Below are 23,431 nucleotides of genomic sequence, written 5' to 3' on the forward strand. Positions count from 1 at the left end.
GTTGCCGCAAGACACGCTTCAGCGCGTTCGGCGGCTGCGGGGTGCCGCTCAAAAAAAGGCGGGCTGGAAGGCCCGCCTGTCAGAGTTACTTGGAGGAGACATAAGTCAGGCGCTGTAGGCGGCCCGGTCGGGCTGTGCCGCCAGCAGGGCGGACTTCAGCTTTTCCATGGCCCGGCTTTCGATCTGCCGCACGCGTTCCTTGGAAATACCGAGCTTCACCCCGAGCGATTCCAGCGTGGCACCTTCTTCCGACAGACGTCTTTCGCGCACGATCTTCAATTCGCGCTCGCTGAGAACCTCCAGCGCGGAGGAGAGCCAGCGCCGGCGGCGTTCCGCATCGATGTTGACGGTCACGATCTCGTCCGGCAGCGGAGCGTCTGACACAAGGAAGTCCTGACGGTCGGCGCTCGAGCCTTCACTGTCGGTCATCGGAGCGTTCAGCGAAGTGTCCGGTCCGGACAGACGCGCATTCATCAGCGCGACGTCCGACTGCTTGACGCCAATGGCATCGGCAATCTTCTGATGAAGTTCGCTGTCCGTCAGTGGTGTCTGGTTGCCGGAGAGCTTGGCGCGCAGGCGCCGCAGGTTGAAGAACAGGGCTTTCTGGGAGGAGGAGGTGCCGCCCCGCACGATCGACCAGTTGCGCAGGATGTAGTCCTGGATCGAAGCGCGGATCCACCAGGTGGCGTAGGTGGAAAAGCGCACTTCCCGTTCCGGTTCGAACCTGGCGGCTGCTTCCAGCAGGCCGACATGGCCTTCCTGGATCAGGTCGCCGAGCGACAGACCGAAATTGCGGAAGCGGGAGGCAACGGCAATTACCAGGCGCATGTGAGACAGCGACAATTTCTCAAGCGCTTTCTCATCCCGGTCGTGTCGCCAGCGTATCGCCAGCTCCAGTTCCTCTTCGCGCGTGAGGTAGGGCGCCTTCATTGCGGCCCTGACCAGTTGACGTTTTTCGCTCTGGGACATGATCGACGCTCCGATATGTTATCGGGGGAAATACGTACCGACCCGTAGGTTAGATCACTTATCGCTGCCGTTGGGGCAGATTTTGTGCACTTTCGCGTGAACAGGGCGCGAGCTGGGTGGCGGAAAAACGAAAAAGGGCCCGGATTTCTCCAGGCCCTCGTCGATTTTCTTGGTCGGAAAGTCCGCCTGAGTTAGGCGGCTTCTTCCTTGTCCTCGTCGTCTTCCGCTGCTGCTTCTTCAGCGGCTTTGATGCGGCTCGGAGATTTTGCCAGGTTCTGTTCGATCTGCTTGACCGCTTCGGTTTCGGAACATCTGTTCACTGCCGCGATTTCGCGGGCCATACGATCGAGCGCAGCTTCGTAGAGCTGGCGTTCGGAGTAGGACTGTTCCGGCTGGTTTTCGGAGCGGAAAAGGTCGCGAACCACTTCAGAGATCGCGATCAGGTCGCCGGAATTGATCTTGGCTTCATATTCCTGAGCGCGGCGGCTCCACATCGTCCGCTTCACGCGCGGGCGGCCACGAACGGTCTCGAGTGCCTTCTTGACGGCCGCGGGGTCGCCAAGCTTGCGCATGCCGACGGAGGCAATCTTTGCCACCGGGACACGAAGGGTCATCTTGTCCTGTTCAAAAACGATCACGAGCAACTCCAAAGAGTGACCTGCAACGTTCTGCTCTTCAATGGCGGTAATCTGGCCGACGCCGTGCGCCGGATAAACAATGTACTCGCCCGTCTTGAAACCTTGGCGCTGCGCGGTCTTTTTGGTGTTCGTTGCCATACTCGTATTCTCTCCTGCGCAGTTGGCGGTCCGGGTTCGGACCGATGACGGACCGCGGTGCGGTCCCCTGTTCTTGTGCGACACGAACCCCGCAGAGCGATCCGTAATGGAACGCCTGTTGATATGCGGCGTGTCAGGGCTGGTCAGTCGACGTTTTCCACTCTAGAACCTTGATCAGTCATATGAGCTGCCGGGAGCTTGAGCTGTCCGGTGGTTGAAACCCGGGACAGTTTTCAAAGACTCCGTTTTGGGGGTTGTTCTCGTGGTTGGCGACTATCTTCCTTGTGTACCACACTTTTGTGGAAAATTAAAGTACTGAGCTTTGATGGTGCCAAAACACCACAATGGCCCCGCCCGATCGCCCCGGGCAGGTGCCTGAAAATGATGGAAGAATCGCTGTTTTAGACAGCTCTCGTTTGTCTTGCGGCAGTCTGCCGCATAAGCAGTTTGCGCGAATCAGGACGCAGGATTCGGCGAAAAATACTTTTCGAACTTGTTTTCCTTGCCGTCAAACTCTTCAGCGTCCGGCAACGGTTCTTTTTTCTCCGTGATGTTCGGCCACTTCTCAGAGTATTCGGCATTCACCTCGATCCATTTTTCGAGGCCGGGCTCCGTGTCAGGCAAAATCGCCTCCGCCGGACATTCCGGCTCGCAGACACCACAGTCGATACATTCGTCCGGATTGATGACGAGGAAATTCTCGCCCTCGTAGAAACAGTCCACCGGGCAGACTTCAACACAGTCGGTGTATTTGCATTTGATGCAATTGTCCGTGACGACGTAGGTCATCGCTATCCTCATTCGGCGCCGGGCGGCCTGCAGCCGATTTGCGCAAGGCCCTGGCGGTCAGTTTCGTGCCGCACTCGCAAAGAAGGCGCACGTATAACGTCTGGTGCAGATGTTGGGTATCGTTTTTGTCAAACGGGCGCAAGCGCTCTGGATGACGCAGTCAGGGCCTGAAAGAGAAAGTTTTTCCGTTTTCCGGTCTTTGACAGGAAACAGGGTCAGTCGCCGCCACGAAACGCGTCGATTTTACGCCGCTCGCGCTTGGTCGGGCGACCGGCGCCGGCTTCGCGCTGTGCAGGCGCGGGCGGTGGCGGAGCATCTTTTGGCGGGGGAGGCGGCGACAGGTCCTCGTACAGCTTGCGGGCCTCTTCATAGGGGCCGCGCCTGGAGCCGAGGGCAAGGATCTTCAAAACGAGGATCCGGCGTTCCAGCCCGATCGTCAGAACGTCGCCGGTTCGCACCGTCTTGCTGGCAGAGGTGATCTTGTCCTTGTTCACCCGGACATGGCCGGATGTCGCCAGCTTCTGGGCAAGGGATCGGGATTTGGTGACCCTGGCGTACCAGAGCCACTTGTCGATGCGCAGGCTGCCACCGGCAGCATGGTCGTCAGGCGCAGGAATTACTTTTTGTCCTTGCTGTCCATATTCGCCTTCAAGGCCATCAGGGCTGCGAAGGGCGAGTTCGGATCGATCGGCTTGTCCCTTGGAGCCTTGTCACGGCGATTGCCGCCGTCAAAGCCCTTCTGACCGCCATGGCCACCACGGCCGCGGCCTTCGCCTTTCGGTCCGCCCTTGCCGTGACGCTTGTCACCATGGCCGCCTTTCGGGCCCTGACCCTGACCTTGGCCTTGGCCTTGGCCCCGGCGGTTGTCGCCGCCGCGGCGCTGGTCCTGACGGCCGCGCGGACGGCGATCGTGCCGGCCCGGGCGCCAAACCTCGATGGTGACGGTTTCCAGTTCCGCGTCACGTTCGGCCGCATCGCCGTCTGCCGGTGCCGCTTCCACCGCTGCGGCCTCTGCAGGCGCTTCATCGGTGGTGCTTTCCGCGGTTGCGGCTTCGGTGGTCTCTGCGTCGCCGGCAGAAGCTGCTTCCGGTTCGGTTGCAGGCACGGCTTCGGCGGCAGCAGGTTCTGACGCTACAGGTTCGGATATCGCTGCCTCGGTGCTTTCAGCGACGGCGGTTTCGGCAGTTGCCTCGGCAGCCGGTGCTTCTTCAGCAGATGCCACGGCTGGTTCGGCAGGAGTGTCCACTTCAGCAGCTTCAGCCGCAGATGCCGCGGGAGGAGCCTCAGCGGCAGCTTCCGTTGCCGGCTTGGCCGCTGCGGGACGCTGTATTTCCCTGGTCTCGGACCGGTAGCCGAGCGATTTCAGTACGGCGGAGAAATCCTCACCGGCGCATCCGAGCAGCGAGGTCATGGCAACGGTGACGGTGAAACCGCCTCCGGTTGCGACCGCGCCTTCCGGCGGGCTGACTTCGGCGTCAAGCGGCTTCCATGCGATCAGCGGGCGGATCAGGTCGGCCAGGCGCTCGAGAATGTCGACACGAACGGCACGCGGTCCGCACACGCGGAAACCGACAACCTTGTAAAGCGCCTTGTCGATGGATTCGTCCACCGGGATGGACGTGCGGCCGGATGCGGACAGCTGCGGCAGCTCGGCCATGCCATTCATGTCCAGCGAACCGTGTTTCAGCGCCCAGAGCTGCGCAAGAAGCTGGCTCGGAGCCGGCTTCAGCAGCGCGGGCACGAATATGGTGTAAGCGCCGAAGCGGATGCCGTGCTTGCGCAGGCTTGCGCGCATGTCCTGGTCGAGCTGGCGGATTTCGTCGGCGGCTTCCTGGCGTTCCAGAATGCCGAGGCCTTCGACGATGCGGAACGCGATGCCGCGGGCAAGACCTTCCAGGCCTTCGCCGGCCTTCAGGTCCACAAGCGGTTTCAGAAGCGTGTCAATCTGTGCCTTGACCCACAGGTCCAGCCGCGTCTGCACATTGTCGCGCGCCGGTCCGGTCAGATGTTCATCCGCCAGCAGCAGCGCGACCGGTGTCAGAACCTCTTCTCCGGCAACAAGCTTTGCCACCGGTTCCCCGCGCCAGCGGATCACGGCTTCGGACGTCAGCACGAAATCGGAATTCTCGGACTTGCCGAGCTTGTCCGCGCGAGACTCGATTTCGGTGGTCAGGGCTTTTTGCGCGGCGGCACGCACGGTCTTGCCGTCCGGTCCTTCGGCTGCCGCGTCAGGGGCAAACCGGAAGCCAAGCAGATTCCCGATGTGCTGACCTTCCACGAGCACATCGCCGCTCGATGTAATTTCCGCTTCCAGCATTGCGTTCTCTCTCAAACGTCGCATCAATACACTTGTGCGCCGATCCACGAACCGCTGTGTCAGCCGTTCGTGAAGGGCGTCAGATAGTTTGTCTTCTATGTCGCGTGTCTCGCCCTGCCAGTGGGCTGGATCGGCCAGCCAGTCGGGACGGTTGGCGACATAGGTCCATGTCCGGATATGTGCAATCCGGTTTGCGAGAGTGTCGATATCACCATCTGTGCGGTCTGCGAAGGCCAATTGACGCGAGAACCAGTCATCGGCAATCGCATTGTCCTGCATCAGGTGGGTGTAAATGGTGTTCAGCAACTCTGCGTGGTTCGCCGGAGCGATCTTACGATAGTCGGGGACTTGACACACGTCCCATAGCAATTCGACCGCTTTTTCGCCCTTTGCCATGCCGGATATTGCGGGATCGCGCAACAAATGTTCAAGAGCGGTGATGTCGTCGCCGATGGGTGCCCTTGCGAGACCCTCTTCGCGCGGGACCATGTCGAGGCTTGAGCGCAAAGCGTTTGCCGACGAAAAATCCAGCGCACTGTTGCGCCATTGCAGCACTTTCAGGCTGTCGAAGTGGTGACTTTCGATCTGTTCGATCAGATCGTCGTCCAGCGGATCGACCCGTCCGGTCACGCCAAAGGTGCCGTCCTTGGTGTGCCGGCCCGCGCGTCCGGCGATCTGGCCCATCTCCGAAGCGGTCAGCTGGCGGTACTGGTAACCGTCATATTTGCGGTTGCCGGCGAAGGCGATGTGGTGGACATCAAGGTTCAGACCCATGCCGATGGCATCGGTCGCCACAAGGTGATCGACATCGCCGTTCTGGAACAGTTCCACCTGGGCATTGCGCGTGCGGGGGCTGAGCGACCCCAGCACAACGGCCGCGCCGCCGCGCTGGCGGCGGATGAGTTCGGCAATGGAATAGACTTCATCGGCCGAAAAGGCGACCACGGCCGAACGGGCCGGCAGGCGCGAGACCTTCTTGGAGCCGGCATATTCCAGCACCGACATGCGTGGCCGCGTGACCACGTTGATGCCCGGCAGAAGTTTTTCCAGCAGCGGACGTGCCGTCGCCGCGCCCAGCAGGAGCGTTTCGGACTGGCCGCGCACGTTCAGGATGCGGTCGGTAAAGACATGGCCCCGGTCAAGGTTCCCGGCAAGCTGCACTTCGTCGATGGCAACGAAGTCCGTCTTCAGGTCCAGTGGCATGGCTTCAACCGTCGACACCCAGAAGCGCGGGTTCTTCGGAACGATCTTCTCCTCGCCTGTCACCAGCGCCACGGCGTCGGAGCCGGCGCGGTCGGCAACACGGTTGTAGACTTCGCGCGCGAGCAGGCGCAGCGGCAGTCCGATCAGGCCGGAAGGCTGGGCCAGCATGCGCTCGATGGCGAGGTGGGTCTTGCCGGTGTTGGTCGGTCCGAGCACGGCCGTCACTGTGCGGGACCGGGCAGACGGCGGCAGCGGCAGGGTCTGGGGACGGGGCATGGGGAGGCTTGTGATCGGCTTTCTTCGGACTGGCGCAAAGGGACAGCGCCTATATCTGGTGCCGCGTGTCTAGCACAGCCGGGGTTGCCATGTCGTTATTCTTTTGGCCAGCCGGTCAGGTTTTTGCCGGTTGAAATTAGTTGTGGAGAACGACTCTGGAACAAACCGAAACCGAATCGGCGACTCCGGACGATTCAGGATTTGTTCCCTACGACATGTGGTTCGCAATGTGAGTGGAGCCACGAAATCCTGAATCTGGTCAAGAGGTTGAATCGTTTTGGTCGGTTGTAGCCGATTTGCGTCGAATCCCTGTCAACGGTTAATTTAAAGAAAACATCAGTCCGTGTTTTCGGGCCTGTGGCGTTTACCCGGGCACACAGGGTGAACGAATCCCGGACGAATCGCTGATTCAAACAGGTTGCGGATTTGTTCTCACAAGATCTAGTGGGTTGCGGGTTGATCGCTGTCTAGCCGGACAGGGTGTCCGGCGAACGATCCGGGGCGGTCGACAGGAATATGTCCCGAAATGGTTCGCGGCCGCCGCGAGTGATTTTGCCTGTTACAGGGCCTGTGTTGGTCCTCGAATTGCTGCGCTGCACCTTTTTCGAAAAGTCCGGGTGGTGCTGGGGTTCAAACGAATTAGCGTTCGTTTTCCAACGGTTACGGGTGCAGACGCAAAAATATTTTCCAAGTTAAAAAAAGGACATAGCTTCTGCCCCTTTTCAAGCGCGTCCGACCAAAGTAGAAATCTTGCGGAAACAGGCTTTTCGTTTTGCGTAAAATTAGGGGGAGAAGGCGTTTGGCGATAACAAAAATTCTCGTTGCTAACCGATCTGAAATCGCGATCCGGGTGTTCCGTGCCGCCAACGAGCTGGGCATGAAGACCGTCGCGATCTATGCCGAGCAGGACAAACTGGCATTGCACCGGTTCAAGTCCGATGAGGCGTATCAGGTCGGCAAGGGGCTCGGGCCGATCGAGGCATACCTCTCAATCGACGAGATTATCCGGGTTGCCAAACTCTCCGGCGCAGATGCCATCCACCCGGGCTACGGCCTTTTGTCGGAAAGCCCCGAATTCGTGGATGCCTGCGAAGAGGCGGGCATCACCTTCATCGGGCCGAAGTCCGAAACCATGCGCCGCCTCGGTAACAAGGTCGCCGCCCGCAATCTGGCCATCGAGGCCGGTGTGCCGGTGATGCCGGCAACGGATCCGCTGCCGGACGACATGGATGAAATCAAGCGCCTGGCGGCCGGGATCGGCTATCCGGTGATGCTGAAAGCCTCCTGGGGTGGCGGTGGCCGCGGCATGCGTGTCATTCCGGATGAGGCGACCCTGGCCAAGGAAGTTCTGGCGGCCAAGCGCGAAGCCATGGCGGCTTTCGGCAAGGACGAGATCTACCTTGAGAAGCTTGTCCAGCGTGCGCGCCACGTGGAAGTGCAGATCCTGGGAGACGGCGAGAGCGTCGTTCATCTGTTCGAGCGTGACTGTTCCATCCAGCGCCGCCACCAGAAAGTGGTCGAGCGGGCTCCTGCTCCCTATCTGTCGGCCGAAAAGCGGGCGGAGCTTTGCGAATACGGTCTGAAGATCGGCCGGGCGGTGAACTACCGCGGTGCCGGCACGGTCGAATTCCTGATGGATGCCGACACCGGCGCGATCTACTTCATTGAAGTGAATCCGCGCGTTCAGGTGGAGCACACGGTGACGGAAGAGGTCACCGGCATCGACATCGTTCAGGCGCAGATCAAGATCTGCGAAGGCGAGAAGATCGGCACACCGGAAAGCGGTGTTCCGTCGCAGGACAAGATCTTTCTCAATGGCCATGCCCTGCAGTGCCGTATCACGACCGAAGACCCGGAGCAGAACTTCATTCCGGATTACGGCCGCATCACCGCCTATCGCGGGGCGACCGGCTTCGGCATCCGCCTGGACGGCGGTACGGCGTATTCCGGTGCGGTGATCACCCGCTTCTACGATCCGCTGCTGGAAAAGGTCACGGCCTGGGCGCCGACGGCGGAAGACGCCCGCAAGCGTATGGACCGCGCCTTGCGTGAATTCCGTATCCGCGGCGTTGCCACCAACCTCGTGTTCCTGGAAAACATCATCAGCCACGCCGATTTCAGGGCAAACAACTATACGACCCGTTTCATCGACGAAACGCCGGCCCTGTTCGAGCAGACCAAGCGTCTGGACCGGGCGACCAAGCTCCTGACCTATATCGCCGACGTGTCGGTGAACGGCCATCCGGAAACCAAAAGCCGCGCGCGTCCGCCGAAGGACGTCGCCGCGCCCGTCATACCCAATTTCGGAGATGTCAAGCCGGCCGGCACGCGCCAGCTACTTGACGAGCTGGGCCCGAAGGGCTTTGCGGACTGGATGAAAGACCAGTCCCGGACACTGGTGACCGACACGACCATGCGCGACGCGCACCAGTCGCTGCTGGCAACCCGCATGCGCACCAACGATATCGTCAACATCGCGGACGCCTATGCCGCCGGCCTGCCGAGCCTGTTCTCGCTGGAATGCTGGGGTGGCGCGACATTCGACGTTGCCATGCGCTTTCTGACGGAAAGCCCTTGGGAGCGCCTGCACAAGATCCGCGAAAAGGCGCCGAACATCCTGTTGCAGATGCTGCTGCGCGGCTCCAACGGTGTCGGCTACACCAACTACCCGGACAATGTGGTCAAGTATTTCGTCGCGGAAGCGGCGGAAAACGGTATCGACCTCTTCCGCGTGTTCGACTGCCTCAACTGGGTGGAAAACATGCGCGTTTCCATGGACGCGGTCCAGGAAGCAGGCAAGCTGTGTGAAGGCGTGCTGTGTTACACCGGCGACATGCTGGACAGCGCCCGGCCGAAATACGACCTGAAGTATTACGTCGGCCTTGCCAAGGAACTGGAAGCGGCCGGGGCGCATATCCTGGGTCTGAAGGACATGGCCGGCCTCTTGAAACCGGAAGCTGCCAAGGTTCTTGTCAGGACGCTGAAACAGGAAGTCGGCCTGCCGATCCATTTCCATACCCACGACACCTCCGGCATCGCCGCCGCCACAGTTCTGGCCGCGGTGGAAGCGGGGGCGGATGCCGTGGATGCGGCCATGGACGCGCTCTCCGGCCTCACGTCCCAGCCGTGCCTCGGTTCCATCGTCGAAGCCCTGCGCAGTTCGGACCGCGACACTGGTCTCGATGCGAAGACCATCCGTCAGATCTCTTTCTACTGGGAGGCGGTGCGCACTCAGTACCGGGCTTTCGAAAGCGACCTGCGCTTCGGCGCATCGGAAGTCTACCTTCACGAAATGCCGGGCGGTCAGTTCACAAACCTCAAGGAACAGGCCCGTTCACTCGGTCTGGAAACCCGCTGGCACGAAGTGGCGCAGGCCTATGCCGACGTCAACATGATGTTCGGCGATATCGTCAAGGTGACCCCGTCCTCCAAGGTCGTCGGCGACATGGCGCTGATGATGGTCAGCCAGGGGCTGAGCGTGGAAGAGGTCGAGGATCCGGCAAAGGACGTGGCATTCCCGGACAGTGTCGTCAAGATGCTGCACGGCGATCTCGGCCAGTCCCCCGGTGGTTGGCCGGAAGCGCTTCAGAAAAAGGTGCTGAAGGGCGAAACCCCGATCACCGTGCGCCCGGGATCACTGCTGAAGGAGGCCGATCTCGACGCCGAACGCAAGGCCGTTTCCGAAAAGACCGGCCACGACATCAGCGACACCGAGCTTGCCTCCTATCTGATGTATCCGAAGGTGTTCACCGATTTCGACAAGGCCCAGCAGCAATACGGCCCAACCTCCGTTCTGCCGACGCCGGTCTATTTCTACGGACTGGAGCCGGGGGATGAGATCTCCGTCGATCTTGAAGCCGGCAAGACGCTGGTGATCCGCTGTCAGGCGATTGGTGAAACCGACGAGAAGGGCGAGAAGAAGGTCTTCTTCGAGCTCAACGGCCAGCCGCGCATCATCAAGGTGCCGGACCGTGCCCACGGTGCAACCGGTGCTGCCACGATGCGCAAGGCCGAGGACGGCAATGCAGCGCATGTCGGCGCACCGATGCCGGGTGTGATCTCCACGGTGGCGATCGCCGCCGGTCAGGATGTCACCGCCGGTGACGTGCTGGTCTCGATCGAAGCCATGAAGATGGAAACCGCGCTCCACGCCGAGCGTGACGGCAAGGTCAAGGAAGTTCTGGTCTCACCGGGCTCCCAGATCGATGCCAAGGATCTTCTGGTGGTTTTCGAAAGTTAGGACGCAGGCCTCAGCGACGACAACCAAAGGCCGCCCGGGACCGTTTCCGGGCGGCTTTTTTTGTTTCCTTATCGCCCGTCATTCCGGGCTGCCGCTTTCTCGGGGATGCCAACGGGGAAAGAAATCTCTGTTTGGATCCGATGTCCTCGTTTCCGGATTGTCAGGGCGAGAGCCGCTTTGATAGCCCTATCTTCTCCAGTTCGACGTTCAGGATCGGATCGAACGTGACCTGTCGCCACTCTTCCCGGTAACCCAGATGCCTGTAGAGGCTGAAGGCGCGCGTATTGAGTGCGGCGACCTGGATGTTGGCCGTCTTGTACTTGCGGCCGAGGATCTCCGTTTCAAGCGCCCGAACGAGCGCAGAGCCTATTCCTCGTCCCTCAAAAGCGGGGGAAACCCATATGTCGGAGATGGTGTCGTCTGCGTGTTCACAGGCGCCGATGCCGACAGGTGCGCCATCGATTGTTGCGACGATTACTGCGGGGCCAAGTGTTTTCAGGAAAGGAAGGAAGGGATTGTCACTGACGATCTTCTGGCGAACATCCTTCTGGACAATCGGGGCGATGCCGCGCAGCCAGGCCTCCAGGCCAATGCGAGCCAGAGGCTCCGTTTCTGCCGGCCGTGCAACGCGGATGAGAACGTCTGGACGTTCCATGTTTTGCCTCACACGCGGTCCCGCGCCATCTCCAGCAGTTTGCGGACGGTGTTGAGGTTGCGCGCGGTGCCGGGTTTCAGGGCCGGGAACTTCAGTTTGGAGGGACCAGATCCGTCAGGGTACCGGACGACGATTTCACGCCCCAGGACGACGGCCTCTTCGCCATCGGGTGCTACCATTGCCTCAAGGGCATCGGACGGGGCTTCTTCCGGCAGGAAGGTCACCAGCACGCGGTTTGGCGGAGCGTCCGGAAACGGCATTTGTGCGCAAAGAGTTTCGAGCTCCGGGATGGTCCGAAGTATGACGCCCGGCGTCTTGCCGAAATAAGCCGTGAGAGATTCGGTGAGCCGGTTCAGAACGTCCTTAGCTTCCTGGTCCGTCGTGAAGACAAGATTTCCGCTCTGAATATAGGTGGCAACAGCTTCGAGGCCGATGTCCTCGGCCATGGACCGAAGATCCGCCATCGGCAGCTTGCCGGTTCCGCCGACATTCACGGCCCGCAACAGGGCGACAAAGACAGTCATCGGTAGTTTCCATACGAATGCAGGTGAAATTCGAATATGAGAAGCAGAGGTCTGTTGTCGGCGGCGGGGGGCTTCTGCCGTGCAGGCGAGGCGAGCTATTCCGCAGCCTTCATCATGTCATGGCAAACCGGGGCCGCCGCCGTGCCGATCCACAGATCCAGAAAACGGTCGAGCCATTTCCTGACTGCAGGATCGTAGACGAACCGGCCGGCGAAATGGTCACGGCGTTGCTGAGCGCCGGGCAGCTCCATGCGGGGTGCGCCCTTTGTCGTCCAGCGAACCATCATCTGGTGGGTCAATTCCGGGTGAAACTGAATGCCGTACGCACATGAACCGACGCGGATCGCCTGGTTGGGGTAGGTCGGTCCGGACGCCAGCAGATCGGCACCACGGGGCAGGTCAAAGCCTTCCCGATGCCACTGATAGACCTTCTTCGGCCAGTCCATCAGAGATTTGCCGGCTTTGGTCGGCTGCAGTGGATAATAACCGATCTCAACCAGGCTCTCATGGTGGCCCGTGACCGTGCCGCCCAGATGCTTGACCATCATCTGCGCGCCAAGGCAAATGCCGAGAAAGGGTTTGCCTTCGGCAAGCGGCACGCCGATCCAGTCGATTTCCTTGTGAAGGAAGGCATCCGGGTCGTTGGCACTCATGGGGCCGCCGAAAATAACGGCGCCGGCATGATTGTCCATCGTGTCGGGAAGAAGGTCGCCGAACCGGGGCTTGCGGATGTCGAGCGCGAAACCGCGCTTCACAAGCTCAAGGCCCACCCGTCCGGGCGAGGAATGCTCCTGATGCAGGACGATCAGGACTTTCGGTCGGTTCTTAACGGGATCGGACTGAAAAAGCATGGACTTAATATGAGGGAGGTCGGCACGAAAATCGAGTCCCGTTGCCGCTTCATCCTGCATAAATACGCGTCCCGGCTGGTTATCCCGTGGGCGTTTAGTCCAATTCGTCGGTCTCGGGGGCTGTCTGGGCCACCTTGTGACGCAGGGTCATACGATCGCGGGTGGAGACACCCAGAAGTTCGGCAACCCGCCAGATGGTGTTGTCCTCGAACTCGTGAACGTGGCCGTCGGCGTAGACGATTTCCCACATCATCTCGACAATCGCGAGGCGTTCTTCCTCGTCGGTGGTGCGCTTGAGCACCGAGGTGAAGCCGTAAAGATCAACCGCTTCCTCGTCGCGCTGTTTGGCGGCAGCGATCAGCTCGGTCGTTTCCTTGTCCGAAAGATCATAATGCTTGCGCAGGATTTCGCGCAGTTTCGAGCTTTCACTTTCCTCGATCACGCCGTCGATATCGATCAGGTGAAAGAGCAGGGCTGCCGCGGCCAGGCGCTTGTCATCTTCGGCGAAGGTCTTTTCTCCGCTGTCACCAAAGGTCAGCTCCCGGACAAAACTTTTCAGCGCATTCAGCATGTCAGTCGTTCCTGTTGCCTGGCCCCCCAAACAGGCCGGCTTTTATTGCTATACCATTCCCTCTTTAGCATCAAAGAGTTGATGTCGGCTTTAAGACTTTGAGATGGGAACCAAATCCGGCATTTCTAAGTCAACTTTTTGGAACCGTTCTAAACTATTGATTTTTTTGGAATTATAACTTGACTTTTACCCTCATGAAATGGTTTCACCTCTCGTTGCAGGGCGTGTTACGCGCCACAAAATCATTCAGTTTTCGCCCAGGGCCGGTCCATGCGCACCGCGGGCGGCACAGTTTACGGGATGGATCGATGAATACTTTCAAGCTTGGCCTTCTGGCCGCTTCTGCCCTTTTCGTTACACCGGCCCTGGCTGCAGCGCCTTCCGATGTTCTGTCGACCTACGGCGACATCGCCCAGGCGAAGTATGCGGACTCGCTCACAACGGCCAAGACGCTCAAGACCGCCATCGACAAGCTGGTGGCTGAACCGACCGAAGCAAACCTGGAAGCTGCGCGCACCGCCTGGAAGGAAGCGCGTGACCCTTACCAGCAGACCGAGGCCTACCGCTTTGGCAACGCCATTGTCGACGACTGGGAAGGCAAGGTGAACGCCTGGCCGCTCGATGAGGGCCTGATCGACTATGTCGACGCGTCCTATGGCGATGAATCGGAAGAAAACGACCTCTACGTTGCCAACGTGATCGCAAATCCATCGCTCAAGGTTGGCGGTGAAACCATCGACGCCACCGAAATCACGCCGGATCTTCTTGCAGACAAGCTGCAGGAAGCGGGCGAAGTGGAAACGAACGTCGCAACCGGCTATCACGCCATCGAGTTTCTGCTGTGGGGTCAGGATCTCAACGGCACGGATGCCGGTGCCGGCAACCGTCCTGCAACCGACTTCGATCCGGCCAATTGCACCGGCGGCAATTGTGACCGCCGCATTCAGTATCTGCAGGCCGCAACCGATCTTCTGATTTCCGATCTTGAGGAAATGGCCGCCGCATGGGCTCCGGACGGCGCTGCGCGTGAGGAACTTGCCAGCAAGGGCGAGGCCGGTGGTCTCGCCACGATCCTGACCGGCATGGGCTCTCTTTCCTACGGTGAACTGGCCGGCGAACGCATCAAGCTTGGCCTGATGCTGCATGATCCGGAAGAAGAACATGACTGCTTCTCCGACAACACCCACATGTCGCACTACAACGACGTGGTCGGTATCCGGAACGTCTATTTCGGCTCCTACAAGAGCCCGGTCGGCAATGATGTGTCCGGGGCTTCCCTGGCCGACCTGGTGGCGGAAAAGGATCCGGCGCTGGCAGAGGAAATGAAGGCGAAACTCGACGCCACCCTTGCGGCTTTCGAAGCCATGAAGGCACGGGCCGAATCCGGTGAAGCCTACGACCAGATGATCGGTGAAGGCAACGATGAAGGCAACGCCATCGTGCAGGCTGCCGTCGATGCGCTGGTCGACCAGACGGCCTCCATCGAGCGCGTCGTCAAGGTGCTCGAACTCGACGATATCGCGTTCGAAGGCTCCGACAGCCTGGACAATCCGGGCTCCGTTTTCGAATAATCGAACAGACCGTCAGGCGGCATTGGCCGCCTGACGGCTTTTCCGCGAATTGGGGCTCGCGGTTCACAGTCAGGATGCGAATATGAGACTGGTCCCCAGACCGGGCACCGTGACAGGTGTCTTTTTGTGTTTCTGCCTTGGAGCGGGCACCGCTCTTGCAGGCGGTGCGCTGTCCCATCGGGATGATTTATCGGCGAAAGACCGGCTCAAGGCCGCAAGGGTTCTGCAGCCGCCGGCCGATTTCGAAGCCGCCGAAGCCTTCGAACTCATGCAGGGCGGGGCCGGGACCTCCCGAAAGCGGATCAACAGGGACGCCTATTCCCACTCCAACGCTAATCTGACCTTCGAGGAACAGGCCACTTTCAAGGTGGGTAACGGCCTTTTCAAGAAGCTCTGGGCGTCGTCTCCCTCATCGACACAGGCGTCCGACGGTCTCGGGCCGCTCTATAACGCGCGCTCCTGCCAGGGTTGCCACTTGAAGGATGGTCGGGGCCGGCCACCGCGTCCCGGCGAAGACGCCGTTTCCATGTTCCTGCGTCTGTCCATACCACCGCAGACCGATGCGCAGCGCCAGGCGCTTGCCGCCAGGGACATCATGCTGGTGCCGGAACCGACCTATGGCGGTCAGTTCCAGACCTTTGCCGTGCCGGGCCTGCCCGGAGAAGGTCGCTTCGATATCGTGTTCGAAGAGATCGAGGTGCCACTTGCCGGTGGTGACAAGGCTGTGTTGCAGAAGCCTGTCTACAAGATCCGGGAACTCGGCTACGGCGAGATGCATCCCGAAACCATGATGTCGGCCCGGGTGGCTCCCCCAATGACCGGCCTCGGTCTGATACAGGCCATTCATCCCGGCGACATTGAAGCCCTCGCGGACCCGGACGATACGGACGGCAACGGGATTTCCGGCAAGGTCAGCCGGGTTCGTGATCCCGAGACGGGGGCGCTTGCACTTGGCCGGTTCGGCTGGAAAGCGTCCCAACCTTCCGTTCGTGCCCAGAGCGCGGCAGCGTTTTCCGGCGATATCGGCATTTCGACGCCCGAGATGCCCGGCAATTACGGCGACTGCACGAAAGCGCAAAGCGCGTGCCTGGCTTTGCCGCATGGCGAACAGGCGAACCTTGGTGTTTCGGAAGCTCCGGATCCGGTCATGGATCTCGTCACCTTCTATTCGGAAAACCTGGCAGTGCCGATGCGCCGCGACGTGGATGATCCCGAGGTGCTGAAGGGCAAGAAGATATTCTATCAGGCAGGCTGTCCGGTCTGTCACCAGCCGAAGTTCGTGACCAGCCGCAAGGCGGAAAATCCGGCACACCGGTTCCAGTTGATCTGGCCTTATTCCGATTTCCTGTTACATGACATGGGAGAAGGCCTTGCCGACAATCGTCCCGTGGGTGACGCCGGCGGACGGGAGTGGCGCACGCCGCCGCTGTGGGGCATAGGCCTGACCGAGACCGTCAACAATCACACAAGGTTCCTGCATGACGGTCGCGCACGTAATTTGCTGGAGGCGGTTTTGTGGCACGATGGCGAAGCAAGACAAGCGCGCGACACCGTGGTTGCGCTGCCACCTGCCGACCGGCAGTCGTTGATACGTTTTCTGGAGTCTCTTTGATGCGCCGTCTGCTATTCGCCGCCCTCGCCGTTTTGACCGTTCAGCCGGCATTCGCGACGGACTACGAACCGAAGCTCGACAATCTGATCGAGGCCTACATCAAGCCCGCGACCGGCACGTTCGCCGAGACCGCTGCGAAACTTCCGGATGCCGTGCGCAGCGTCTGCGCGAATGCGGACGAGGCTTCCGTCAAAGGGTTCGAGACGGCCTTTTCTGAAACGGTGCGTGATTTTTCGCATGTGCATTTCTTGCGGTTCGGTCCGCTGCTCGACAACGACCGTCTCAGCCGGCTGGCCTTTTTGCCCGATCCGCGCGGTATCACGCAGCGCCAGATCCGCAAGCTTCTGGCCGCTGAAGACGAGGGCGCCCTGTCCGCGGCCACGCTCAAGGACAAAAGCGTAGCGGTCCAGGGCCTGACGGCGCTGGAACTGCTGGCCTTCGACAAGAACAGTACCGTCCGGCTGGGGCAGGCGGACGACGGCAAGGAATTCAGTTGCGGCTATGCCCTGGCGATTTCGGAAAACCTCGCCGCCATGGCGGGCGACATCGCGGCAGGCTGGCAGGATCCGGACGGATACAGCGCCGTGCTCCTGAGCGCTGAAGGTGGGAACGAACGGTTCCATACGTCGAAGGAAGCGCTGGAGAGCGTGTTCAATACGCTGGTCACCGGGCTGATCATCGCCCGGGATCAGGATGTCCTTCCGGCTCTGGGAACCGGCAAGGACAAGGCAAAGGCGACGCGCTTTCCCTTCTCTCGGTCCGGCAACAGCGTGGTCTATCTCAGCGGTGAGCTGCTTGGCGTTCACGACGCCATCACCTCTCTGGATCTGAAGGACCTGACGCCCGACGATTTTACCTGGATCTATGACACGCTCGATTTCGAATTCGGCAATGCGGTCAATCTCCTGGAAACGCTGGAGCCGCCTCTGCGGCAGTCCTTCGAAGAAGGCGATGCCTATGACAAGGTCGCGGTGCTTGCGATCACCTTGAAGTCGCTTCGAGACACGATCGCCCTTGAACTTGCCGGTGCCCTTGAACTTGCAGGAGGATTCAATGCGCTCGATGGGGACTAAGCCTCTTTCCCGGCGTGGATTTCTGGCGGCGCTTGGCAGCCTTGCTGCGTTGCCGGCCTTTTCCGGTTCGACGCTTGCGGAAAGCCTCCTGAGCCGTGAAGCGTTGGAAGGGGTGCCGCTGTTCGTGAGCGCCTACAAGCTGGAAAACGGTGATTATGGCGTTGGTGTCGTCGACGACCTCGGTCAGGTCCTGGCCGGGATCGCACTGCCGGGGCGGGGCCACGGTGTGGCGGTTTCCCCCGATGGAACCCGGTTTGTCGCCTTCGCCCGGCGACCTGGCACCTTCGCGGTCGTGGTGCGGCCGTTTCAGGATGCCGGGCCTGAGGTCGTGACGGCCGAACCAGGCCGCCATTATTACGGCCACGGTTGTTTTTCCGCAGATGGCAGGCTGCTTTATGCGGTCGAAAATGACTATGCGACTGCTCGCGGCGTGCTCGGTGTTTACGACATGAGCGGTCGTCAGGTGCAGCGGATCGGCGAGGTCGATACCCATGGCATCGGGCCCCACGATCTCCTGCTGGCGCCGGATGGACGGACATTGGTCGTTGCCAACGGCGGTATCATGACCCATCCGGACAAGGGACGTGAGAAGCTCAATCTCGATACCATGTCGCCGACAGTGGTGTTCCTGGACAGCGAGACTGGCGATCTTCACGCCAGCCATGGTCTGGACGTCTCCCTGCACCAGTTGTCGCTCCGGCACATGGCGCTGGACGGGCAGGGGCGAGCATGGGTCGGCGGCCAGTTCGAAGGCCCGGAAACGGACCTGCCGCCTCTGGTCGGCGTGTTCTCAAGAGACGAGGCACCCGTTCTGACGGAAATCCCGACCGGTATAGCCTCCGGTCTGCAGAACTACATCGGGTCGGTTACCGCCAACGCAAGCGGCGACGTGATAGCAACATCAGCTCCGCGGGGCGGGCAGACCTTGTTCTGGAAAGCCGATACGGGCGCGTTCCTCGGTGCCGAGGCCATTGCCGACGGATGCGGCGTTGCACCGATCGATCAGGGCAGCTTCCTGATATCCGACGGCAATGGAGCTTTGTCACTGGTGGACGATCCTGCTCAGCCGGCCGAAATCCTGGCCCGCCCACCGGGGATATCCTGGGACAATCACATGTTCGCCCTGTCCTGAGACCGGGCGGCCGCCGGCCTGGGGTTACCCGGGTTCCGGCAGGCCTGTGCCGAAAATCCGCTCGTTGAACCAAATTCGGCAGAATTCCTGCTTTTGTCAAAATCGGCAGGCACATTGCTCCGGTCCGCATGACCGCCGTAAGGCCGGGTTGCGGATCCGTAGACCGATTTGCCGGTATTTGAGCGTTCTGTTTCCTTTCCTGCGAAAGCCGTTGCTTCTGCTTGGGGACGTTCCGGCCCGATTGGTCTACATTGGGGACCGATTCGCGACGGGGAGACATTAAATGCGTCGGCTTTTGATCGGACTGGGCAGTTTGCTGTTCATGCTGGTAACCATCGTTCTGGTGGTGCCGCTGTTCCTGCCCAAGGACGAAATCAAGCGCCAGGTGGTGGAACAGGTGGACAAGCGCTTTGGCTGGCGCGTGCGCCTGGACGGACCTGTGTCCTTGTCGTTGTTTCCCGGATTTTCTCTGGTAGCGGAAGATATCGGCCTTGCCGGCGAGGCCGGTGCCGACGGGATCGAATTTGCCAAGGCCGAACGTGTTGAATTCGGTCTGGCCTGGGGCGGTCTTGTTTCCGGCAATATTCAGGTCACCGGAATTGCCCTGGACAAGCCGGACATCTATCTGGAAATCGGCCCGAGCGGCACCACAAGCTGGGAACCGCGCCGCGACATTGAAGACGTGATCGCAGAGGAAACCGGCGACGCCGAAACCGGGGGCGCGGCAGAAACCGCTCCGGCACCTGCACCACAGGCAAGCCCGGAAGAGACTGCGGCAGCTTCGGAAGGCTACCTGAAGAGCATCGGCGTCGACAGCTTGCAGATCACCGGCGGCACGGTGACCTACAAGGCACCGGGTGCTCCCGAGCCAGTTCGTATCTCCAATCTCGATCTCAGCCTGCAGGCTCCGAGCCTTTCGGGTGAGGTCGATCTGACATCCAGTTTCACTTTCCGCGAGTTGCCGGTCGCCGTCGAGGGATCCCTGACGAACCCGCTTGGCCTCATGGGTGGTGAACAGGTGCCGGTGGACCTGAAGATTTCCAGCGGTGAAAACAGCATTTCCGTCACTGGTCAATCCGGCCTGGATCCGATACGCGCCGAATTGGCCCTTTCAGCGGCTGGACCCTCCCTGAAAGCGCTTGCAGCGCTGGCCGGGCAAGACCTTGCCGCTGATCCGGGTGCTTTTGCTGTATCGGCCAAGGTTGCGGGAACCGAGGCCAATTTGTCGCTGGCCGATCTCGACATCACGCTTGGCCAGCTCTCCCTCGGCGGGGCGGCAGATGCGGATCTGTCCGGGCTTGTGCCGGAAGTTTCCGGCCGACTGGTGCTGAAGGATGGCTCGATTGCCGATCTCCTGCAGCTGGCGGGCCGGGATTTGCCCGCGAGCGGCAAACTCAGTCTCGACCTCGCCTTCGCAACCGTGGGGCTGACGGGTGAGGAACTGCTTGCCGGTCTTGATATCACGGGGGCCGTGCGCATCACCGAGGGCGAGATTGGCGGACTGGGGCTTGCTTCGGCGGTCGGCGGCGATCCGGAAGCGGACCGCCTGACGAACCTTGCCATGGAAATCGATCTGCAGGGGCTGGAAAACCCGATATCGCTCAGCGGCGCCTTGTCCTGGCGCGGGGAAGCCTTCAGCCTGACCGGCGAAGGCGACACCGCCCGCCTGCTGGCTGGGGAAGCTGCGCCGATCTCGGTGAACGTGAAAGGCAATCGCGTGAGCGCCGGCTTCAACGGCCGGGCTTCGCGCGACGGTGCGCTTGATGGTGCGGTCAGTGTCGATACTGCTGACTTGCGCGGGCTCATGGCGTGGCTTGGCAAGCCACTCGGTAGCGGCGGCGGTCTGAAGCGGTTCAAGGCTTCGGGCATCTTCGGCGTTGCAGGCGAGACGATTTCATTCGAGGAAACACGGTTCACCCTGGACGATACGTCGGGTGAAGCCAATGGACGGGTCGTCCTTGGCGGCAAGCCAAGCGTTACGGCGCGGCTGGATCTGCGGGAACTTGTGCTTGACCCCTATCTCGGCGGCGCATCGTCTTCGGGCGCAGGCGGCGGGGGTGGTGGCGGTTCTGGCCAAGCGTCCGGAAATTCCTCGAGTGGCGGCGGCAAGCGCGGTGGTGCAAGCGGCTGGAGCACGGAGCCGATAGATTTTTCCGGTCTCAACGCCATCGACGCCGACCTCAAGCTGACCACCAGGGAAATCCGCTGGGACAAGATCAAGATTGACCAGAGTGCTTTGTCGACCACCATCAAGAACGGTGTGCTGACCGCAAATCTGGAAAACCTGGCTCTTTATGGCGGCTCCGGCACCGGTACGGTGACGCTCAACGGGGCGTCAGCCACGCCGGAGGTTGCCGCGAAATTCGCTCTTGCCAACCTCAATGCCTATCCGTTGTTGAGGGATGCCGCCGATTTCAGCTGGATCGAAGGCATGGCCACGATCAACCTGAATGTCACCTCCAAGGGGGGCAGTGAACAGGCGCTGGTCCAGGCTTTGAACGGAACGGCGGACTATAAGTTCGCCGATGGTGCGATCAGGGGCATCAACGTGCCGAAAATGGTGCGCGGCCTTTCGGTGGAAACCCTGCTTGGCTGGCAGGCAAACCCGTCGGCCAAGACGGACTTCAGTTCGCTTGGATCAACATTCCAGATTCAGAACGGCATCGCCAAGACGGACGATCTGTCCCTGATCGGGCCTCTGGTGCGCATGTCGGGCAAGGGCACGACGGATATGCCCGCGCAGCGTCTTTCCTGGCGAGTGGAACCGAAGATCGTGCCGACGCTCGAAGGTCAGGCACCGCAGCCGCGCCGCAAGGGTGAAGACAAGAAGCTGGCCGGCCTGGGTGTGCCTATCGTGATCGAAGGTGCCTGGAACGATCCGCGCATCTACCCGGACATCAAGGGCATTCTGGAAAATCCGGAGGCTGCCTACAAGCAGCTGCAGAAAACCGGTGGTGAGCTGATCTCCATTCTCCAGGGCGAGAAGGAGCCGTCGCAGGAACTGGTCGACCAGGCCAATAAGGTCATCAACCAGGCGACCGGCGGCAAGACCCAGATCGACGTTCAGAAGGTTCTCGAAGGCGATGTCGACGACGAGGAAGTTCTGAAGGCGGTAGAAGAAGGTTTCGGCCTGCCTTCGGGCCTTTTGGGCAACGTGTTCGGAAACAAGAAGAAAAAGAAGAACTGACGGCGCGGCTGAGCGAAGGTGCTGCATTTCGGTGCGGCACCGCGCCATATTTCGTCGGTTTCAACAGGTGTCTTTCAGAGCCGATTGTGCCACGGCGCAAGACTTGTCCGTTCAGAACTGCCTCACCCGTTGCGCCAGTTCGACGCCAGGGTTGACCCGCATCAGCCGGATTTCTCCAAAGCTGCGGATCTCCCGTTTGCCGAGGTCTTCCAGGTGAAATTCGTCCACCAGGAATTCCTTCATGGCATCGGGAGCCACGACGCACATCGGATTGGCGAATTCCTGCAATCGTGCAGCCAGGTTTACCGCCGAACCGAAGACGTCATAGACATATTTCTGGATTCCGACGACCGAACCGACCGCTGATCCCGTGCCCAGTCCGACACGAGCCCTCCACTTGTGTTGATGGCTCTGGTTTCGGCGTTCCAGGTAACGAATGAAGCGGACAGCGCAATTGGCAACCGCGCGCATGTGATCCGGCGAAGGTTCGGGCATGCCCGCAACGGCAAGATAGGCATCGCCGATGGTCTTGATGCGCTCACAACCAAACTGCTCGGCAATTCGGTCGAAAGCGGTGAAGATGTCGTTCAACTCCCCGAGCGTCACCGTCGGGTCGTTTTCCGCCGAGAATTTCGTGAAGTCCACGAAGTCGAGCATGACCACGGAAACGCTTTCATAAAGCTGTGGTGTGACGACACCGAAGGTCTTGAACTCCTCATAGACCGAGCGCGGCATCAGGTTGAGCAGCAGGCGCTCGACACGTTCCTTTTCCCGCTCCAGTTCCCGCGTATTGCGCTCAACCATGGAAGAATAGCTGTCGATCATCGACTCCAGTTCGCGGATCCGCGTGATGTTCTGACACTCCACGACAAGGAAATCCTGCTCCTCGGCCGGCGAAACCGTCAAGGCGATGACCAGCGTCCGGCGCTTCAGCTTGACGGACACCTCGCCGGTAAAGCGGCCCTGGTCTTCGATTGCCGCCCGAACCTGTTCGACATCGATATCCGGCAGCAGATCGGCAAACGTCGTGACGGCTTCCGGCTTGCCGAACCAATCGGAAAACGGACCGTTGTAGAACAGGAACTGCAGGTCCTTGCTGCTGACGACCGCGATGCCGACGCCGATCGCGCGCAAGAGCTGCTGGTTGATGGCGGTGATGTTCATAATGCACCGGTCGAAAGGATGGCGGCCCGGCGGGCTTCAATTTCCCTCATTACGGACTTGATGTCGCCCGGATCGAATTTGTGCTCCACCAGCGTCTCACGCAGAAGACGCGCAACTTCGTCAAAGTCCTCGTTTGTCAGATCAAGGGATGCATGGGTACGTCTCAGTCGTTCTTCCGAATAGGAAACCGGCCCGCCCAACAGATAGGAGATGAATTTGGTCTGATGATCGATCAGACGCGTCATGTCGACTTCGTCGAAAAAGTCACCGATCTCGTCGGAATCGAGAACCTTATCGTAAAAGGTCATTACGATGCGGCTCACCGAGCCGAAGCCGCCGTACTTTTCAAACAATGTCGCAGACATGCCGCAGGACTCGATTTTCAGAATGAGATCAAGAACAAGAGAGTAATCGACTATTCTGCCAATGGAAAGATATTGTGTTTTCAATTCCTCTGCGTCATCTATTCGGACTTTCTCGGGAAGAGACTGGCGCATTTTTGTGGGCAATTCCTTGCCGAA

17 protein-coding genes are annotated in these 23,431 nt (G+C 60.3%); 6 read left to right on the plus strand and 11 right to left on the minus strand.

From position 1 onward, the window contains the following. Positions 1 to 105: 105 nt before the first annotated feature. From ACYQ54_RS19570 to ACYQ54_RS19590, 5 genes are all read right to left on the minus strand, one after another. A complete protein-coding gene (locus tag ACYQ54_RS19570; RefSeq protein WP_460085596.1) occupies positions 106 to 969 on the minus strand; it encodes an RNA polymerase factor sigma-32 in 864 nt (287 codons plus the stop codon). 191 nt (positions 970 to 1,160) lie between these two features. Further along, positions 1,161 to 1,745 carry a CarD family transcriptional regulator gene (locus tag ACYQ54_RS19575; RefSeq protein WP_460085597.1) on the minus strand — a complete coding sequence of 195 codons (585 nt, stop codon included), beginning with the start codon at positions 1,743 to 1,745 and terminating at the stop codon, positions 1,161 to 1,163. Positions 1,746 to 2,201: 456 nt separating this feature from the next. Then, entirely contained in the window at positions 2,202 to 2,534 is a 333-nt protein-coding gene (gene fdxA, locus ACYQ54_RS19580) for a ferredoxin FdxA (protein ID WP_031270075.1), read from the minus strand. Positions 2,535 to 2,749: 215 nt separating this feature from the next. Next, the gene (locus tag ACYQ54_RS19585) at positions 2,750 to 3,115 is read right to left on the minus strand and encodes an RNA-binding S4 domain-containing protein (protein ID WP_460086106.1); all 366 of its coding nucleotides are present in this window, start codon (positions 3,113 to 3,115) and stop codon (positions 2,750 to 2,752) included. A 35-nt stretch (positions 3,116 to 3,150) separates the two neighbouring features. Next, positions 3,151 to 6,330 (minus strand): helicase-related protein, encoded by a 3,180-nt coding sequence (locus ACYQ54_RS19590; RefSeq protein ID WP_460085599.1) that lies wholly within the window; start codon positions 6,328 to 6,330, stop codon positions 3,151 to 3,153. 799 nt (positions 6,331 to 7,129) lie between these two features. On the opposite strand from ACYQ54_RS19590, the gene pyc reads away from it, so the two are divergent. Next, on the plus strand, positions 7,130 to 10,570 hold the full coding sequence (pyc, locus tag ACYQ54_RS19595) for a pyruvate carboxylase (protein ID WP_460085600.1): 3,441 nt from the start codon (positions 7,130 to 7,132) through the stop codon (positions 10,568 to 10,570). 160 nt (positions 10,571 to 10,730) lie between these two features. Here the strand turns inward: pyc and ACYQ54_RS19600 are convergent, their stop codons facing one another. The 4 genes from ACYQ54_RS19600 to ACYQ54_RS19615 form a co-directional block, all read right to left on the minus strand. Continuing rightward, positions 10,731 to 11,225, minus strand: a complete 495-nt coding sequence (locus ACYQ54_RS19600; protein WP_460085601.1) for a GNAT family N-acetyltransferase — start codon at positions 11,223 to 11,225, stop codon at positions 10,731 to 10,733. Between the two features lie 8 nt (positions 11,226 to 11,233). After that, complete coding sequence (locus ACYQ54_RS19605) at positions 11,234 to 11,749, minus strand: DUF1697 domain-containing protein (RefSeq protein WP_460085603.1); 516 nt, start codon at positions 11,747 to 11,749, stop codon at positions 11,234 to 11,236. Positions 11,750 to 11,844: 95 nt separating this feature from the next. Beyond that, a complete protein-coding gene (locus ACYQ54_RS19610; RefSeq protein ID WP_460086108.1) occupies positions 11,845 to 12,600 on the minus strand; it encodes a glutamine amidotransferase in 756 nt (251 codons plus the stop codon). Positions 12,601 to 12,694: 94 nt separating this feature from the next. After that, positions 12,695 to 13,171, minus strand: coding sequence for a tellurite resistance TerB family protein (locus tag ACYQ54_RS19615; protein WP_460085604.1), 477 nt, complete (start codon positions 13,169 to 13,171; stop codon positions 12,695 to 12,697). A 308-nt stretch (positions 13,172 to 13,479) separates the two neighbouring features. Between ACYQ54_RS19615 and ACYQ54_RS19620 the strand changes: the two genes are divergently transcribed. The 5 genes from ACYQ54_RS19620 (at position 13,480) to ACYQ54_RS19640 (ending at position 21,746) form a co-directional block, all read left to right on the plus strand. Then, a complete protein-coding gene (locus tag ACYQ54_RS19620) occupies positions 13,480 to 14,742 on the plus strand; it encodes an imelysin family protein (RefSeq protein WP_460085606.1) in 1,263 nt (420 codons plus the stop codon). Positions 14,743 to 14,824: 82 nt separating this feature from the next. Then, positions 14,825 to 16,354, plus strand: a complete 1,530-nt coding sequence (locus tag ACYQ54_RS19625) for a di-heme oxidoreductase family protein (protein WP_460085607.1) — start codon at positions 14,825 to 14,827, stop codon at positions 16,352 to 16,354. Continuing rightward, complete coding sequence (locus tag ACYQ54_RS19630) at positions 16,354 to 17,427, plus strand: imelysin family protein (protein WP_460085608.1); 1,074 nt, start codon at positions 16,354 to 16,356, stop codon at positions 17,425 to 17,427. The genes ACYQ54_RS19625 and ACYQ54_RS19630 overlap by 1 nt, the downstream gene beginning before the upstream one ends. Beyond that, on the plus strand, positions 17,417 to 18,559 hold the full coding sequence (locus tag ACYQ54_RS19635) for a DUF1513 domain-containing protein (protein ID WP_460085609.1): 1,143 nt from the start codon (positions 17,417 to 17,419) through the stop codon (positions 18,557 to 18,559). The genes ACYQ54_RS19630 and ACYQ54_RS19635 overlap by 11 nt, the downstream gene beginning before the upstream one ends. A 283-nt stretch (positions 18,560 to 18,842) precedes the next feature. Then, entirely contained in the window at positions 18,843 to 21,746 is a 2,904-nt protein-coding gene (locus ACYQ54_RS19640; RefSeq protein ID WP_460085611.1) for an AsmA family protein, read from the plus strand. Positions 21,747 to 21,857: 111 nt separating this feature from the next. Here the strand turns inward: ACYQ54_RS19640 and ACYQ54_RS19645 are convergent, their stop codons facing one another. Next, positions 21,858 to 22,910, minus strand: a complete 1,053-nt coding sequence (locus ACYQ54_RS19645; protein WP_460085612.1) for an adenylate/guanylate cyclase domain-containing protein — start codon at positions 22,908 to 22,910, stop codon at positions 21,858 to 21,860. Continuing rightward, entirely contained in the window at positions 22,907 to 23,275 is a 369-nt protein-coding gene (locus ACYQ54_RS19650; RefSeq protein WP_460085613.1) for a group I truncated hemoglobin, read from the minus strand. The genes ACYQ54_RS19645 and ACYQ54_RS19650 overlap by 4 nt, the downstream gene beginning before the upstream one ends. Between the last annotated feature and the right edge of the window lie 156 nt (positions 23,276 to 23,431).

This window comes from Roseibium sp. LAB1 (assembly GCF_054658235.1).

What these genes read in the sequence shown, in the direction of transcription:
- ACYQ54_RS19630 (WP_460085608.1), top strand. Translation starts at nt 16,354, where the DNA reads ATGCGCCGTCTGCTATTCGCCGCCCTCGCCGTTTTGACCGTTCAGCCG.
- ACYQ54_RS19615 (WP_460085604.1), bottom strand. Translation starts at nt 13,171, where the DNA reads ATGCTGAATGCGCTGAAAAGTTTTGTCCGGGAGCTGACCTTTGGTGAC.
- ACYQ54_RS19625 (WP_460085607.1), top strand. Translation starts at nt 14,825, where the DNA reads ATGAGACTGGTCCCCAGACCGGGCACCGTGACAGGTGTCTTTTTGTGT.
- ACYQ54_RS19640 (WP_460085611.1), top strand. Translation starts at nt 18,843, where the DNA reads ATGCGTCGGCTTTTGATCGGACTGGGCAGTTTGCTGTTCATGCTGGTA.
- ACYQ54_RS19635 (WP_460085609.1), top strand. Translation starts at nt 17,417, where the DNA reads ATGGGGACTAAGCCTCTTTCCCGGCGTGGATTTCTGGCGGCGCTTGGC.
- ACYQ54_RS19610 (WP_460086108.1), bottom strand. Translation starts at nt 12,600, where the DNA reads ATGCTTTTTCAGTCCGATCCCGTTAAGAACCGACCGAAAGTCCTGATC.
- ACYQ54_RS19570 (WP_460085596.1), bottom strand. Translation starts at nt 969, where the DNA reads ATGTCCCAGAGCGAAAAACGTCAACTGGTCAGGGCCGCAATGAAGGCG.
- fdxA (WP_031270075.1), bottom strand. Translation starts at nt 2,534, where the DNA reads ATGACCTACGTCGTCACGGACAATTGCATCAAATGCAAATACACCGAC.
- ACYQ54_RS19620 (WP_460085606.1), top strand. Translation starts at nt 13,480, where the DNA reads ATGAATACTTTCAAGCTTGGCCTTCTGGCCGCTTCTGCCCTTTTCGTT.
- ACYQ54_RS19605 (WP_460085603.1), bottom strand. Translation starts at nt 11,749, where the DNA reads ATGACTGTCTTTGTCGCCCTGTTGCGGGCCGTGAATGTCGGCGGAACC.
- ACYQ54_RS19600 (WP_460085601.1), bottom strand. Translation starts at nt 11,225, where the DNA reads ATGGAACGTCCAGACGTTCTCATCCGCGTTGCACGGCCGGCAGAAACG.
- ACYQ54_RS19645 (WP_460085612.1), bottom strand. Translation starts at nt 22,910, where the DNA reads ATGAACATCACCGCCATCAACCAGCAGCTCTTGCGCGCGATCGGCGTC.
- ACYQ54_RS19590 (WP_460085599.1), bottom strand. Translation starts at nt 6,330, where the DNA reads ATGCCCCGTCCCCAGACCCTGCCGCTGCCGCCGTCTGCCCGGTCCCGC.
- ACYQ54_RS19650 (WP_460085613.1), bottom strand. Translation starts at nt 23,275, where the DNA reads ATGTCTGCGACATTGTTTGAAAAGTACGGCGGCTTCGGCTCGGTGAGC.
- ACYQ54_RS19575 (WP_460085597.1), bottom strand. Translation starts at nt 1,745, where the DNA reads ATGGCAACGAACACCAAAAAGACCGCGCAGCGCCAAGGTTTCAAGACG.